We start from the raw sequence: 15,710 nt of genomic DNA, 5'->3' as shown, positions 1-15,710 counted from the left end.
ATTGAAAAACCCTCTAAATAAAAAGAAAATTCAGAAAAATATAATTCGACATTCATAATAAAGTCATATTATTTGTTATAATTAGAGTAACGTTTAAGCAAAAAGGGGAAATCAAAATGAAATTAGAAACAAAAAGGCTCTATATAGTGCCGTGTACAGAAGAGAGGATTCAAGTCGCTAACGAGCAAGGATATAATAGCGGTCCGCATATTGTAGGGCATGTAGAGAATGTAAAACAAGATGCGGCTTTATTACCATGGGGAGCGTGGTATGTTTTTCGGAAAGAAGATGATAGCGTTTTAGGTGATATTGGGTTTAAAGGGAAACCAAACGAGAATCAAACAGTAGAAATAGGCTATGGATTTATTGAGAAATATTGGAATCAGGGCTATGCAACAGAAGCTGTAAGAGAACTAATCGATTGGGCTTTCAAAACAGGAGAGGTAGAAACAATAATTGCAGAGACACTCCTAGATAACTATAGTTCGATGCGTGTTTTAGAAAAGTTACATATGAAGAGAGTAAATGCTACAGAAACGATGATTAATTGGAAAATAGAAAAATAAAAAATACCGCTCTAAATTGAGCGGTATTTTTTTATAGTTATGGTAGCATTTGCTTCTGATCATTTGGATACTCAGCCGTTGATGCGTTAGGACGATTGGAATGATTTCGAACAGCAATGAAAATAGAAATAATAACGACAAGACCAACTGCAACGTAAGAAAGTGAAATAACAGTTGGATCCACTTTAAATGTAGTAAGCAGTGTACGTATATTTGTAAATATAATAAGACCACCAACTAATACGCCAAGTAAATGGGGTGGAACGATGCGGACTAACCATGCAGCAATTGGAGCTGCGACAATACCGCCGAGCATTAAGGCAAATACCCAAACCCAGCTTACTTGTTCCCAGCCAAGTGAGATGAAGAAGCCGATTGTTGCAGCGAGTGAAACAGGAAATTCACTCGTATCTACAGATCCAATAACTTTTCTAGCTTCATTTCCTCTTGCTAGAAGAACAGGTGTTGTAATCGGCCCCCAACCACCGCCACCAGTTGAATCAACGAATCCAGCGAATAAACCAAGCGGCACAAGTTGTTTGGCAGACATACGCTTATTTGAAGTGACAATTTGTTTTTGAATGATGAATCGTAATAAAATATAAACCCCTAAAGTAAATAAAAATACGGAAATGTACGGTTTGATTACATCTCCAGGCAAATTACTTAAAAAACATGCCCCAATAAATGCGCCGATTGCCCCAGGTAATGTAAGCCTGGAAACTGTATATTTATCAACGTTTCCAAATTTGATATGAGATGCGCCAGAAGCTGCAGTTGTAACGACTTCAGCTAAATGAACCGATGCGGAAGCTACAGCCGGTGCAATACCAAACATTAATAATAGTGAAGTAGACGTTACCCCATACGCCATTCCGAGTGCTCCATCGATCAATTGAGCGAAAAATCCAATAATAGCAAAGACAATTAATTTCTGCATAAATAATCCCCCTGTAATAATAAATGAAAAAGACACTTTTCCCGTATGAGAAAAGTGCCTTTGGTTTTTCCAATCAGCAATAATTAAATTTGTTTCATTATAATACATATTAATCGTATAAATCAACTGGGTTTTAAAGTTTTTGAATTGAATGAAAGAAAAATAAAATATACAATAAAAGGATGGAGAGAAAGGGGAGAAAGACATGTTACGATTTGATCATCTCGTTCACACAGTTCATGGTACACCGGAGGAAGCGGCAAAACAAATGCAGGAACTTGGATTTCATACTGTATTAGGCGGAGAGCATACGAATTGGGGTACTTGGAATAGTTTAAGTTATTTTGATTTATCATATATAGAATTTTTAGCAGTTCAACATGAAGAAAAAGCAAAAGAAGCAGAAAATCCATTAGTACAAGAAACAGTGGTGAAACTACAAAATGGAGAAGGAATGCTACAAATCGCGATCCGAACAGATGCAATTGAGGAGCTAGCAGTTAACTTTAATAAGTACGGCTTACATACGATAGGGCCATTTGAAGGGAAACGTATGAGAAAAGATGGCCGACTTTTAGAATGGAAAATGTTATTCGTTAAGCAAGAAGAGAACGGACCGAAATTACCTTTCTTTATACAGTGGAATGAAACGGACGAAGAAAGAAGAAACGATTTACGTAACAGTGGGACGATTACTGAACATAAAAACAAAGTGCAACAAATTGAAACGATTCATTACGCAGTAAAAAATGTTCGAGAAACAGTACGGAAATGGAAAGAAGTAATGGAGCTATCTACAAGCTCAGTTGTGAAAAATGAAAAATGGAATGCCGAGTGTCAAAGTGTAGTATTTGGAGATATTCATGTGCAGTTTTGTGAACCGATTGGAGAAGGGCTAGTACTAGAACATTTGAATAAGAATGGTAAATATCCATTTGCAGTAGAGTTTAAAGGTGGAAATAAACGAGAGCATGAAGTGCTAGGTAGTTTGTACATATATTAATAGAGGTGAACGTTGTGGAAGAAATGCTTAGAGAGATAGAGAGAATACTAGAATGGCCTCGTATTGCAACGTGTACAGCTATTTCAAAAGGTTTTTCACATGAAGAGAAGTATAAAATTGAATTAAAGAATCAAGAAACCTATTTTGTAAAAGTATGTGATGCTGTTCATTTTGAACGTAAACAAGAAGAATATACGTATATGAAACAATTAGAGTCATTACATATTCCAACACCCAAGTTAATTCATTTCATAATAATTGAGAAATTAAATAAATGTGTTCAAGTATTTGAATGGACCCGAGGTATAAATGGTGAAGAAGGTTTAACGAAGTTATCGGTGGAAGAACAGTATAAGGCAGGAAGAAAAGCGGGGGAAGTATTAAAGAGGATTCACTCAATTGAAAGAGAAAGTGCAAGTAATAAATGGGAAACATCTAGATGGAATAAATACGAAAGATACATAGAGGCACTAACAGATTACGAGGTGAATTTTCTGGATTTGAAGCCAGTATTAACCTTTGTAGAAAATCATAAAGATTTATTGGGAAATCGTCCAATAAGATTTTTACATGATGACTTCCATCCAGCAAATAGCATGATTCATAATAAGGAATTTATCGTTATCGATTTTGGTGGATATGATTTTGGTGATCCAATACACGATTTTTATAACGTAGCGATTTTTACTATAAGAATAAGCAAACCATTTGCGATTGGACAAGTTCACGGTTATTGCGGAGGAGAACCTGATCTACATTTTTGGAAACTGTACTCATTATATGCAGCAATGATATTCCCGGCTGATATCGTATGGACAAACCGAAGCACACCATATTTATTAGATGATATGAAGGAAAGATTAAATGGAATTTTAGAAGATCATAATCATTTTTCATCTTATATTCCAAAATGGTATCAATCAAGCGAATTTAATAAATAAAGGAGTAATTTATATGGATAAAATAGCAGTAATTTCAGATATTCACGGTAATATTCAAGCATTAGAATCCGTGTTGAATGATATTAAATTAAGAGGAATCGAGCGCATTATTTGCCTTGGAGATTTAGTAGGAAAAGGACCTCATTCCAGTGAAGCAATTGAAATCATTCGTAAAGAATGTGAAGTAGTCGTAATGGGAAACTGGGATGATTTTATTACAAAGCCGACTGAATTTGAAGCATTGAAATGGCATCAAAAACAATTATCGGAAGAACAAAATGACTATTTAAGAAACTTACCATTTTCAATCGAGTTTTATATGAGTGGGAAATTCATTCGTATGTTTCACGCTTCACCGAGAAGTTTATATGAAAGAATTCAACCACACGCTTCAAGAGAAGAACGTATTAGTATGTTCGAAAATAGTGATCTGACGGAAAATATAGAAGGGGAAAGAAAACCAGATGTCGTTTGTTACGGTGACGTTCACCAAGCGTTCGTTCAAAATTTCAGAGGGAAAACGTTATGTAATGCCGGTAGCGTAGGAAACCCGCTTGAAATAACGCAAGCTTCCTATTTAATATTTGAAGGGACTTACAATGAAAAAGAAGCAGCGAGCTTTTCTATTCAACTTGTACGAGTACCGTATGATATTGAATTAGCTATCAGACTAGCAGAAGAACTCGAAATGCCAGAAATTGAAGAATACAAACAAGAATTACGGACTGCTTTATATCGAGGGTTTAAGGGAAAGTAAGCTAATAATATATCAACGATTTTTCAAATATATCTATCATAACTTAAAATATATCAATGATTTTTTCGAGATATCAGCGATTCGAGAAAGGATATCAATTTACTGACAAATAGTGACATGAATTATTATCTATAATTATATTATGTCAACTAATTATAAAGGGAGATATCATGAACCGAAAACAACGAATCAAAGAAATTGCAGATCATATTGTAAAGCTAAACTTAACCCATCCAATAAGAGTTGGAGTAAGCGGTATTACAGCCTCAGGAAAAACAACATTTGCAAACGAACTAGCGGAAGAAATAAAAAAACGAGAATTACCAGTAACACGCGCTAGCATTGATGATTTTCATAATCCAAGAGTGATTCGCTATGCAAAAGGAAAAGAATCTGCAAGAGGGTATTATGAAGATGCACACGATTATACAGCTTTCAAAGAAAGATTATTAATGCCTTTAGGACCTAACGGGAATTTACAATATGAAACGATTTCTCATAACTTAATAACGGATATGCCTGTACATAATGAGCCGCTATTGGCCACGAAAAATATGATATTAATAGTAGATGGAACGTTTCTATTGAAAAAAGACGTTGCGCATTTATTTGATTACAAAATCTTTGTAGATACAAATTTTGAGATTGCGAGAAAACGTGGTGCTAAGCGGGAAACTGAAGCTTTTGGAAGTTATGAAGAAGCAGAGAAGATGTTTTTAAACAGGTATCACGCGGCTTGTAAGATGTATATAAATGAGCATAACCCAAAAAGTTATGCGGATGTTGTATTTCGGAATAGTGATTTAGCAAATCCAGAAGTTATATTTCAAGAGCGAAAGTAATACATAATCAAAATTATATGTATAGCCTTTTATTTATAGTTATAATTCTCGTATAATTAAATTAACTTTAGAAAGTAAAAAACGGGGGATAAGGCAATAAAAAAACGTAAAAAGGGGACAGGGAATAGAATGAATGAAGTACTAGAACTAAAAGAAGAACTACTACAAATTAAAAATAATAATTATGCTGTACCAGAAGACGTAGATGCATATCCATATGCGCAGTGGATGCTAGATTATATCGGATCACCTGATGCTGAATTACGTGATGATTTAATTTATAGTACGCTTCACACATGGATTACAAATGATGTATTTAGACAAAAAGAGTTAAGAGGATTAATGTTACAAGCAATTAGTCCTGATTATTTATTTTATAAAATTGGTGAAAAGGGAACAGACTCTGTATTTAAACGTGCATTCTCCGTATTAATTCCACCACTTATTTTATCTGTTCATGAAAGAGAACCGTTGTTATCCGAAGAACAACTGTACAGTGTAGCAGAACAAGTGCTGGAATATGTATATTTAGAAGAAGATGTAAGAGGTTACGTAGAAGGAAAAGGCTGGGCACACTCTACTGCACATGCAGCAGATGCGCTCGATGCTTTAGCGCGTACAATCCAAAATCGTGAGTTCTCATATGCAATACTAGCTGCCGTTCGTCAGAAGGTTCGCTTAAGTGATTACGTATATGTACACTTTGAAGATGAGAGATTAGTAAAGCCAATTATGTCTTTACGTAACCAAAATCTTTTAACTGAAGAAGAGTGGAGCAACTGGTTACATAGTATAGCAACTGTTGAAGACATCCGACATCCGCAGCATGCTATTTTAGTACAAAATATTAGAACTTTCTTAAGAAGTTTTTATTTCAGAGCTTTAGAGACAGAAGGTAGTACAGCCTTTACAGATGATATATTGGAGACTTTGAAGGGGTTGCGTAGGTATTAAAAATTCGTTTTTCTAACAGAAAATTACATAAAACCAACACCTCCCAACCATACTAATAAAATGTTTTGGAGGTGAGTTTAATGGACAAAAAAGACTTTGAAAAAGTATATAATGATTATTTACATCAAGGGGAAGAGCAAGCTCAATTTGAAATAGCTCAGGAAGTTACTTCAGGAGCAGAACAAATTGTTGCTGTTCGTAAAAATGATGAAGGTGATTTGATTGCTTTTAAAACAAGTAGCGGGAGAGAGTTAGATTATATGACTGCTCTTAGTGAAGCAAAATCAGGGAAGTTAGCTCATGTGGACGTATTTCATAAGTATGGCAGAGATATTATACGTAGTGAACCTGATGGAATAAAAGAAAATAACTTAGATAATTTACCTTCATTTTAAAGGGGAAACCTCAAGAAGAGAATGTTCATTACGATATTCTCTTCTTTGTTTTGCGAAGTTTTCCTTGCAAATAGACGATTCATTTTTAAAGTGCGATCATACTTTTAAAGAGCTCTCTAAATTTCTCTTTATCTTCTGCTGTAAATGGTTTCGGTCCCTTTGTACGTTTACCACTTTTTCGAACCATTGCACTTAAATATCGTGTTTGTAACAATTGTTCAATGTTATCATTCGTATACTTATAGCCTTTATGGTGTAGAACGATACAGCCTTTTGCTAAAGCGAGCGAAGCAAGACCGTAATCTTGTGTTACGATTAAATCTTCTTTTTTTGCTAACTGCATAATTCGGTAATCTGCAGCATCTGCTCCGGAATCAACATATATTGTTTCCACACCTTTTGGTTGTTGAGCATTAGAGTAATGAGAAAAGCTAGTAACGAGGGTTACAGGGATTTCTGCATTCGTAGCTTCAAAAATAATTACATCTTTTACAGGACAAGCATCTGCATCAACGTAAATTTTCATTTTTACCACTCCTATAAAGTGAAACTTTAATCAGTGGGGGGATTCACCCTCCACTGATTATTAGTTGAACCAATCGGGCATTTACGGGCAGTTAATCTCCCACATAACTTCTTTGTTACAGCTGAATTTTGAGCTGGGAGTTTTATTGCCCGTTAATGCGGGGTAACTAGGTTCGTGTTGATAATAATGGTAGATTTTTCTTTTGTCAAACGATAGAGCTTTATGTAAATTTATTTTTCACAAACCAAAATAGCCTCCCGCAAACGAGAAATACCTTCCTCAATTTGATCAATATCCACTTTTCCATAAGATAAACGAATATAACCATCTTTCGCGCCGAAAATACTACCTGGCATAAAAGCAATTTCTTGTTTTAAGCTTTGCATAATAAGTTGTTTTTCGTTTATCGGTTCTTTTAATTTTCCCCATATGTATATTCCACCGGTCGGATTTGAAAAAGAGATTTTATCATGAAGTTGCTCGTTTAGAGCTCGAACAATAACGTCTCTTTTTTCTGCTAGTTGTTTTCGTAACGGTACGATATGCGACTGAAATGGTACAGTTTCGAAAAACTGCTGCATAAGCCACTGCGGGAAAATACTCATTCCTAATTCCATTTGATGCCTTGCGTCGGATAACCTTTCTACTACAGATTGCGGAGCGACGAGCCAGCCGACTCGTAATCCTGGCGCAATCATTTTTGATAAAGAATGTACATAAATAACTGTTCCATTTTCATCAATCGATTTTAAAGTAGGGCAAGGTTGTTTCTTTTCTAGCGTAAGTAAACTGGACGGATCATCTTCAACAATTGCAATTCGTAAATCTGCGCAAAGTGATAATAGTTTTTTTCTACGGTTTGGATGAAGCATCGTTCCCGTAGGGTTTTGGAAATTTGGATTTAAAAAGATCATTTTAATACGGTGTTTTCTATATAACTCCTGTACATCATCTGGGTTAATCCCATGTTCATCGACAGGTAATGGGAAAATACGAATACCTGCTGATTGGAATAGAGGCAGGGAATAACAGTGTGAAGGACTTTCGAAAGCAACAGCATCACCTGGATTTAATAAACATTGTACGATCAGGTGAAGTGCTTGCTGTGCGCCAGATGTAATCATAATGGATTGCTCAGTTGCTTCAACTTTTAAATATTCCCTCATATATTTTACAACCGCTTGTCTCAGCGGAAGATAGCCTTGTGGATGATCATAACTTAATGAATGTGTTAACGGTTGTTCTCGTAAAATTGTTTGTAGTTGATCGTGTGGGTAGAGATTACAACCGAGTTCTCCGTTTGCGAAATCAATAATATTTTCATTTTGTTGTACTTCTGCCCGAATATGGCGAAGTAACGGTAAGTTTGGTAAGAACGTACCGCCTTCTACGAAATTTCTCCAGTTCGGCGTTAATGTTGGAGAAACGCCCCACATATGTGTACTTACACGTGTACCTTTACCAGTCGTACTTTCTACAATTCCCATAGCACGTAGTTCGTTATAAGCAGTCGTTACTGTACTTCGGTTTACATTTAACTGTGTAGCTAATTTTCGTTCGGAAGGTAGGAAGCTTCCTGGAGGAAGTTCTCCGTATGTAATACGTTTTTCAATAAAGTCAACAACTTGCTGATAAATAGGGATTTTACTGTCACTATCTAGCTTCCATTCCATACAAACGCCTCCGCATCTCTTATATACATTCAGTATAACAAATTGGCTGGGTAAAAAAACAGCCAATTGGACGGTGTTATATCCAGCCAATTTTACTATGCTAAATATGGAAGGGGAGATTCGGATGAAACGATGGCAAATGGAATGGCTCCTAGTATCTGTTGCATTAGTATGGGGAGCAAATTATACAATAGGAAAGTATGGCGTGGCATATATGTCATCCATTCAATTTAATAGTTTACGATTTTTAGTAGCATCACCGGTATTATTACTTATTACTTTTATGATGGAACGCTCATTACGTATTGAAAGAAAAGATTGGTTACGATTAGTAGCAGTCGGCATCGTTGGAACGACAATGTATCAAACGATGTTTATGCTATCTGTGAAATATACTTCAGCAACGAACGCTTCATTATTAATTGCAATGTCACCTATTTTTACAGGGATATTAGCAGTATTGCACAAACAAGAACGTTTTTCGATGAAAGTACAAATTGGTTCAATCGTAGCCTTTATTGGTGCAGCATTCGTTTTATTAACAGGACATACAGGAGGAGCTACTTACGAGTATGCGTGGCTCGGAAATATAATTGGATTAGTCGCAGCAATTGCGTGGGGATGGTATCCAATTTTAGCGCAACCACTCATTACAAAATACTCCGCAATGAGAGTTACATCATGGTCTACTTTAATTGGAATTGTACCTCTCGTTATATACTGTTTACTCAATGTAAACACACTAACGTGGCCAGTAGATATGCCAAGCTGGGGATCACTAGCATATTCAATCGTCTTTGCGACCATATTCGGACTTGCAATGTGGTATGTCGGTATTAGTAAAATAGGCTCAACGAAAGTAATGGTTTATATGTATCTTGTGCCATTGTTTGCAGTGATCTTTGCGGCAGTAACCATTGGAGAGCAAATTAATTTGATGCAACTAGTTGGCGGGCTTATTATCTTCATCGGTTTATATGTTGTAAAAAAAGGTGGAATCAAAAAGCCAGCTCTCAATTTGAAAAAAGTAAGTTAACAGTAAAAAGGATCTCTTTCATATAGAAGGAGATCCTTTTTGTTTTTGTAATAAAAGCGCTTGTTCAACGGCCCATTTTTGATGATCGTGTATGAGAAGCTCTATAGCATGCAATGGAGACATCCACCTTAGAACATGATCCTCCTCACAGTTTTCAGTTTGTTTCTGCACCATATTCGCAATATAAAAAAATCCATCGTTTAAATAATATATATCTTCCTTTTCTGCATAAAAATATCGAGCCGCATTACCGATATACTGATCAATTTTAATTGCCCATCCTAATTCCTCTAGTAGTTCACGGTGCAAACATTCTTCTTTTGTTTCATTACCTTCCATACCGCCACCAGGTAAAAAGTAACGGTCTCCTTTTTGGATAACAGCAATCTTTGAAGAAGATGATTGAAAAATAATCGCATAACAACTAGGCCTTAATGTATAATGAACGTTAATTTTTTTAGAGCCAAATGTGAGTTTTGAAATCATAAAACACGACCTTTCCCTATAAAATACATAAAAGGAATATTAAGGTAAACGTAGAATTGTATAAGTATAATCTTAACAGATTGGAGTGATAACAACATGATAAATCGAAAATGTTCAAGATGTAAAGAAATAACAGGTACGATGCACGGTGGTAAAAAAATTAAGGAAGAATTTCTATGTGAAGACTGTTTGCAAAAAGGAATTGAGAGCGGGGAAATCGAATTATCACAAGTGGAACAAGAAAAAACCTCGTATCTTTCTATAAAGATATTAAAAATAACGAGTGTTATTTATTTAATAGTATCAATTATAACTGCTTTTTCTGCTGGAGCATTTATACAAGATCCAGGGCTTGGTGGAATATCTTTTTCAATAACAGGTACAGTTGGTGTTATGATAATTGGATCCATATTCCAGTCTGTTCTTGTATTTTGCGGGATATGGGTATTCATCCTATTAGTAGAAACAGTCATTAAAATTTATGAAAAAATGAAGTGAGTGAGAGGGAGAAACATATGCGAGTAAGAAATATCCAAGGGGAAGATTATGTAAAGATTCATTCAGTTTTAAATGAATGGTGGGGCGGGAGAGACATGGTTGCCATGTTGCCAAAACTGTTTTTTGTTCACTTTCAAGAAACGAGTTTTATCATTGAAGAAGAGGGCGAAACGTTAGGTTTCTTATGCGGATTTTTTTCACAAACATATAAAGATGAAGCATACGTTCATTTTATCGGTGTAAATCCGAAGTATAGAAGAAGAGGAATCGCATCGACATTGTATTCTTATTTCTTTGATGTCGCTCGTGCAAATAATCGTAAAGTTGTAAAAGCAATTACGTCACCAACTAATAAAAAGTCGATACAGTTTCATCAAGAAATCGGTTTTCGAATTGAGGCTGGGGATGATGAGGTAGAGGGTGTATCGGTACATACAAATTATGATGGGAATGGCGGGAGTAGAGTTTTATTTTTGAAAAATGTGTAGATAAAAGGGGAATGATTGCATGGATATGCAGCAACGGAGAATGTTAGTAGCAGGAATCGTTTTAGCAGTAGTGTTAGGGGTAGGCTATTTTTCGACAAACGTATTACAAACTTTCTCAATCGTATGTTTAGCAGTAGCGATTGTATTTGGGGTTATAGGGAGCATACAAAAGAAACGTCAAAACAAGAATTAAAAATTTGAAAATTTTATGATCCCTTAAAATTTCTCGTTTTAGGGTATTTGTTTTTCTTAGCTTAATGGCGATTGGATTGTATCACAAATTCTATTAAATTAAGTTTATATCAAAACACCATTCTTGCCCTGTTGTTGCAGACATAATGATATCTTTTTTTATTTTGTTAATTTGATAGAAGTGAGTGGGATGTCAAAAGCAATTTCTGTAAAATAATTTCATCAAAAGAAGGGGATTTATATGCATTTTGAAAGAGATAGATATTTTTTGGAGATGGCATTGGAAGAAGCAGAAAAGGCATTAAAAGAAAACACATATCCAGTAGGAGCAGTTATTGTTGATGGAAATAATAATGTCATTGCAAGAGGAAGAAATAGAGTGCATCCACAAAAAGACATAACAGCTCACGCAGAGATAGACGCTATTCGCAATGCAGGGGAAGCAATGTTTGATGCAAAAATAAAAAATGAGAAGTTTACTATTTATAGCACGTTGGAACCGTGTCCAATGTGTACAGGTGGTATTTTATTCGCAAAAATACAGAGAGTAGTCTGGTTACTAAATGATGACTTAGGTTTTGGTGGATATAAAAAGATAAAAAATGCTTTAGTTTTCGAAGGAAAATTTAATAAAATCGACATAGTGGAAGAACCATTTGAAGACTTAAAAACAAGACAAAAAGAACTTATGAGACAATGGGAGCTAAATCCCAATAATATTATTAATTTGCGTAGGGCTATAAAAAAATAGTTGTTTCTTTCAATTAAATCGGGATACTGCCACATTACCATCAATTTAAAAAATATAGTGAAATTATATCGATTTAACAATAGAATATGGAAGAATCTATTACGAATAGAAAGCCGTCCTAAAAGTATTCTAGGATGGTTCTTTTTGTTGTGAGGAGATAAAGAGTATGGAGAATAAACAGAGTAGAAATGAGTATGTAAGACGCATACATAAGGTTCAAGATTATATAGAATCAAACATAGACAGTTCATTATCCATTGAAGAGCTAGCTGATATAGCAGGATTTTCGAAGTATCATTTTCATCGGATTTTTAAAGGAATAGTTGATGAGCCATTATCTCGGTATGTGAATCGCTTGAAACTAGAAAGGGCAACACATCTACTTACATATCGCGCAGACATGACGATTACAGATATTGCGTATCACTTCGGATTCACAGATTCAGCAGTTTTTTCCCGAACATTTAAAAGTCATTACGGTGTAAGTCCGTCTCAATATCGAAACGATAATAGCAAGAATTGCAAAGACGTAAGGGGAATTCCTCAATACAATGAATGTAAGAAGGTTCGAGGAAATGTTGAAATTGTAACAGCGGACGATATAAACGTCGCATACATAAGACATACAGGTACATATGAAGAGTTAGCTATAGCTTTTCCAGAAATGATAGAAAAATTATTCCGTTACGCGGCGAAGAAAAACTATCATGTATTTGAGGATACGAAAGTATTAACCATTTACCACGATCATCATGAATTTACTGAGGACCATCATTTAAGAACAAGTCTATGTGTAACAATTTCAGATGAATCCACAGTAGAAACGAACGACGTTGGAATAATGGTAATACCTTCTGGAAAATATGCAGTAGGACATTTTGAAATATTCCAAGATGAATATAAAGGAGCATGGGATTTCTTATACGGTGAATGGCTGCCAAATAGCGGATATAAACCGAGAGACTCGTATCCTTTTGAAGTATATAGAAATAATCCAAAGCAGCATCCAAAGCATAAACATATAGTTGATATATATGTACCTATCGAACCTTTTTAATCATAGGTTAAAGGGGAAAGAATAATGAAAACTGCTGAAAAGTTAGATCAGATTATAAAAGAAGAATATGAAAATATGAATGGTATGTTAGTAGTGCGGAAAGGTAATGTTATTTTTGAAAAATATTATAACGATTACGGACAAAATGATACATTTCATGTAGCGTCAGTTACAAAAACGATAATCTCTGCGCTAATTGGAATATGTATAGATAAGGGCTATATAAAAAGTGTTGATCAAAAAGTAATAGAGTTTTTCCCTGAATATAAAGTAAAGTCATCTGAAGTAACAGTGCGACACCTACTTACAATGACAGCTCCATACCCTTTTGTAGACTGGCAGGAACCGTTAGAAGAATTATGTACACAACCAGACTGGGTACAGTATACACTTCATAGAATGGGGAACGGTGGAGAGATTGGAGCTTTTAAATATTCATCTGCAGGAGCGCATGTAGTATCAGCAATGATTACGAATGCAACAGGGAAAAGTGCACGTGAATTTGCGAATGAGTACTTATTTCAACCACTCGGCATGAGCGAAATTCCAAACTACAATATGAAAGCATTTGGATTCGATGACTTATTCGGAGAAGATGTGAAAGGATGGGTTCACGATCCAAACGGCATTTCGACGGGCGGCTGGGGACTAACGTTAACGGTTAGGGATATAGCTAAGTTTGGACAGCTGTATTTGAATGAAGGTATTCATAATGGAAAACAAATACTATCAAAATCATGGATAAAAGAATCAACAGAAATGAACCAAAATCAATATGGTTACTTATGGTGGTTACGAGAAGAAAATGGAATCTTTTCATACTGTGCTATGGGTGATGGTGGGAATATGATTTGTTGTATTCCAGAGAAGGAATTGGTGGTGGTGATGGCTTCTGAAGTTGTGCCAGAAACAAAGGATAGATGGAGATTAATCAAAGAGTATATACTTTTAAAAGAGTAATGGTGAACTTGTAGAAAAATTTAAACGCTCCCCGTAACTTTCCTCAATAAAAAATCGTTAAACATTAGGAAGGGTTATTAATCACGAATGGGGGAGAACCATGAAAATTCTAATTCTAGGCGGTACACGATTTTTAGGAAGAGCATTTGTAGATGAGGCTTTACAGAGAGGGCATGAAATTACGTTATTTAACCGAGGAACAAACAAAGAAATTTTTTCTAATGTGGAGCAGTTAACCGGTGACAGAAATAACGATGTATCAAGTTTAAAAAATCGAACGTGGGATGTTGTCATAGACACATGTGGATTTTCTCCACATCATATTAGGAATGTTGGAGAAGTGCTTAAAGATAATATTGAACACTATATATTCATCTCAAGCCTTTCCGTATATAAAGATTGGATTCCGCATGACATAAAAGAAGACTATATATTACAACCTGAACCGACGGAAGAGCAAATAAAGACTGTAGAGAATGGTGAAATATCTCCTTATGAGCATTATGGTGCGCTGAAAGTATTATGCGAAAAAGAAGCAGAGAAGTATTGGCCGGGGCGTGTTTTACACGTAAGAGCAGGACTTCTTTCAGGAATGTTCGATTATACAGATCGACTTCCATACTGGATTCAGCGTGTAGCAAAAGGAGGTAACGTGTTAGTTCCAGGAAGAAAAAATCGTCCAGTGCAGATAGTTGATATAAAAGATGTCGCGAGATTTGGACTCAACATGGCAGAAAATAATAAAGCAGGTACATTCAATATAACAGGTCCGAATGATGAATTGACGATGGAAGAGCTATTAAATACGTGTAAAAAAGTTACGAATAGCGATGCTGAATTTGTTTGGGTAGACGAATCGTTTATGAGTGAACACAATGTGCAGCCTTGGACAGAAATGCCTTTGTGGATTCCAGAAACTTTCCCATTAGATGGTGAGACGAAGCCGTGGAGAGGCGGGTTTTCTATTTGTATCGAAAGTGCGGTTAATGAAGGGCTTACTTTTAGAAGAATAGACGAGACAGTTACAGATGTGTATGAGTGGATGGAGAGTACGGAAGAATGGGAATTAAAAGCAGGTATTTCAGGCGAGAGGGAGAAGGAATTGTTAGAAAGATGGTATCAATAAATTTAGCGGAGTTCTTTGAATATGCTTGATTGCACATAAGGAGGAAAAGGTGATGTGGAAAGACACCATTCACAGTATCTCATCAAATTTAAGCTTGAAAAACCCAGCTACGAAGGATGAACTTACTGATATACAAAAATGTTTACATGTGGAGTTACCGAATGATTTATATCAATTATTACAGGAAACAAACGGTATAGAAGGTGAATACGGTGACTTTATATGGTCTGCTTCAAAAATTAAAACTGAAAATATGAGTATGAGAAATATAGTTGATTTTAAAGATTTATACATGCCTTTTGACTGTTTATTATTTTTTGCTGATGGGGGAAATGGTGATTTGTTTGGCTATTCCATTTTGAATGGAAAAGTACAAAGAGATGATATATATGTATGGAACCATGAAAATGATAGTAGAACGTGGGTTGCTCCTTCTTTAAAGACTTTTATGGAGTGGTGGGAGAGTGGAAAGATGATAATTTAAATATAGTATCAAAAAAAGTGCCTTGTTACTAAAGA

20 protein-coding genes are annotated in these 15,710 nt (G+C 35.4%); 16 read left to right on the top strand and 4 right to left on the bottom strand.

Translation table 11 applies throughout. The features are described 5' to 3' along the window. The first annotated feature begins 116 nt into the window (after positions 1-116). Positions 117-566: a GNAT family N-acetyltransferase gene (locus N2V80_RS15110; protein WP_016110242.1), complete on the top strand. Its 450-nt coding sequence runs from the start codon at positions 117-119 to the stop codon at positions 564-566. A 37-nt stretch (positions 567-603) separates the two neighbouring features. On the opposite strand, the gene N2V80_RS15105 is transcribed toward N2V80_RS15110, so the two are convergent. Next, entirely contained in the window at positions 604-1,506 is a 903-nt protein-coding gene (locus N2V80_RS15105) for a sulfite exporter TauE/SafE family protein (protein ID WP_061655563.1), read from the bottom strand. A 205-nt stretch (positions 1,507-1,711) separates the two neighbouring features. On the opposite strand from N2V80_RS15105, the gene N2V80_RS15100 reads away from it, so the two are divergent. From N2V80_RS15100 to N2V80_RS15075, 6 genes are all read left to right on the top strand, one after another. After that, positions 1,712-2,509 (top strand): VOC family protein, encoded by a 798-nt coding sequence (locus tag N2V80_RS15100; RefSeq protein WP_000943370.1) that lies wholly within the window; start codon positions 1,712-1,714, stop codon positions 2,507-2,509. A gap of 14 nt (positions 2,510-2,523) precedes the next feature. After that, on the top strand, positions 2,524-3,450 hold the full coding sequence (locus tag N2V80_RS15095) for an aminoglycoside phosphotransferase family protein (protein ID WP_061139132.1): 927 nt from the start codon (positions 2,524-2,526) through the stop codon (positions 3,448-3,450). Positions 3,451-3,463: 13 nt separating this feature from the next. Beyond that, positions 3,464-4,207, top strand: coding sequence for a metallophosphoesterase family protein (locus tag N2V80_RS15090; protein ID WP_000357653.1), 744 nt, complete (start codon positions 3,464-3,466; stop codon positions 4,205-4,207). Between the two features lie 170 nt (positions 4,208-4,377). Further along, positions 4,378-5,049, top strand: a complete 672-nt coding sequence (locus tag N2V80_RS15085; protein WP_061655562.1) for a P-loop NTPase fold protein — start codon at positions 4,378-4,380, stop codon at positions 5,047-5,049. A 129-nt stretch (positions 5,050-5,178) separates the two neighbouring features. Next, positions 5,179-6,003 carry a DUF2785 domain-containing protein gene (locus N2V80_RS15080; protein WP_001006688.1) on the top strand — a complete coding sequence of 275 codons (825 nt, stop codon included), beginning with the start codon at positions 5,179-5,181 and terminating at the stop codon, positions 6,001-6,003. Positions 6,004-6,083: 80 nt separating this feature from the next. After that, positions 6,084-6,398 carry a DUF3892 domain-containing protein gene (locus N2V80_RS15075; protein WP_000358163.1) on the top strand — a complete coding sequence of 105 codons (315 nt, stop codon included), beginning with the start codon at positions 6,084-6,086 and terminating at the stop codon, positions 6,396-6,398. Between the two features lie 85 nt (positions 6,399-6,483). Here the strand turns inward: N2V80_RS15075 and N2V80_RS15070 are convergent, their stop codons facing one another. Both N2V80_RS15070 and pdxR read right to left on the bottom strand, forming a co-directional pair. After that, a complete protein-coding gene (locus N2V80_RS15070; RefSeq protein WP_000708769.1) occupies positions 6,484-6,924 on the bottom strand; it encodes a YaiI/YqxD family protein in 441 nt (146 codons plus the stop codon). A 230-nt stretch (positions 6,925-7,154) separates the two neighbouring features. Then, positions 7,155-8,597 (bottom strand): MocR-like pyridoxine biosynthesis transcription factor PdxR, encoded by a 1,443-nt coding sequence (pdxR, locus tag N2V80_RS15065; protein ID WP_061655561.1) that lies wholly within the window; start codon positions 8,595-8,597, stop codon positions 7,155-7,157. A gap of 124 nt (positions 8,598-8,721) precedes the next feature. Between pdxR and N2V80_RS15060 the strand changes: the two genes are divergently transcribed. Beyond that, a complete protein-coding gene (locus N2V80_RS15060) occupies positions 8,722-9,633 on the top strand; it encodes a DMT family transporter (RefSeq protein ID WP_000832985.1) in 912 nt (303 codons plus the stop codon). An 18-nt stretch (positions 9,634-9,651) separates the two neighbouring features. Here N2V80_RS15060 and N2V80_RS15055 read toward each other — a convergent pair whose 3' ends face one another. Further along, a complete protein-coding gene (locus N2V80_RS15055) occupies positions 9,652-10,119 on the bottom strand; it encodes an NUDIX hydrolase (RefSeq protein WP_000623999.1) in 468 nt (155 codons plus the stop codon). A gap of 96 nt (positions 10,120-10,215) precedes the next feature. Here N2V80_RS15055 and N2V80_RS15050 point away from each other — a divergent pair, with 96 nt between their 5' ends. From N2V80_RS15050 to N2V80_RS15015, 8 genes are all read left to right on the top strand, one after another. After that, on the top strand, positions 10,216-10,617 hold the full coding sequence (locus N2V80_RS15050; RefSeq protein WP_000610500.1) for a DUF3980 domain-containing protein: 402 nt from the start codon (positions 10,216-10,218) through the stop codon (positions 10,615-10,617). A 17-nt stretch (positions 10,618-10,634) separates the two neighbouring features. Continuing rightward, a complete protein-coding gene (locus tag N2V80_RS15045) occupies positions 10,635-11,105 on the top strand; it encodes a GNAT family N-acetyltransferase (protein ID WP_001266069.1) in 471 nt (156 codons plus the stop codon). A gap of 19 nt (positions 11,106-11,124) precedes the next feature. Next, entirely contained in the window at positions 11,125-11,298 is a 174-nt protein-coding gene (locus N2V80_RS15040; protein ID WP_000367555.1) for a hypothetical protein, read from the top strand. Between the two features lie 240 nt (positions 11,299-11,538). Continuing rightward, positions 11,539-12,048 (top strand): nucleoside deaminase, encoded by a 510-nt coding sequence (locus tag N2V80_RS15035; protein WP_000545359.1) that lies wholly within the window; start codon positions 11,539-11,541, stop codon positions 12,046-12,048. A gap of 166 nt (positions 12,049-12,214) precedes the next feature. Then, the gene (locus N2V80_RS15030; RefSeq protein WP_000428666.1) at positions 12,215-13,105 is read left to right on the top strand and encodes an AraC family transcriptional regulator; all 891 of its coding nucleotides are present in this window, start codon (positions 12,215-12,217) and stop codon (positions 13,103-13,105) included. Positions 13,106-13,129: 24 nt separating this feature from the next. Further along, positions 13,130-14,065 (top strand): serine hydrolase domain-containing protein, encoded by a 936-nt coding sequence (locus N2V80_RS15025; RefSeq protein ID WP_061655560.1) that lies wholly within the window; start codon positions 13,130-13,132, stop codon positions 14,063-14,065. A 100-nt stretch (positions 14,066-14,165) separates the two neighbouring features. Beyond that, entirely contained in the window at positions 14,166-15,191 is a 1,026-nt protein-coding gene (locus N2V80_RS15020; protein ID WP_000697695.1) for an SDR family oxidoreductase, read from the top strand. A gap of 52 nt (positions 15,192-15,243) precedes the next feature. Next, positions 15,244-15,675 (top strand): SMI1/KNR4 family protein, encoded by a 432-nt coding sequence (locus N2V80_RS15015; RefSeq protein ID WP_000265342.1) that lies wholly within the window; start codon positions 15,244-15,246, stop codon positions 15,673-15,675. The last annotated feature ends 35 nt before the right edge of the window (positions 15,676-15,710 follow it).

This window comes from Bacillus sp. FSL W8-0640 (assembly GCF_038007725.1).
GTDB classification, from domain to species: domain Bacteria; phylum Bacillota; class Bacilli; order Bacillales; family Bacillaceae_G; genus Bacillus_A; species Bacillus_A cereus.
Note: the sequence above shows the minus strand (reverse complement) of the source record. Positions and strands in the feature narration are given on the sequence as shown.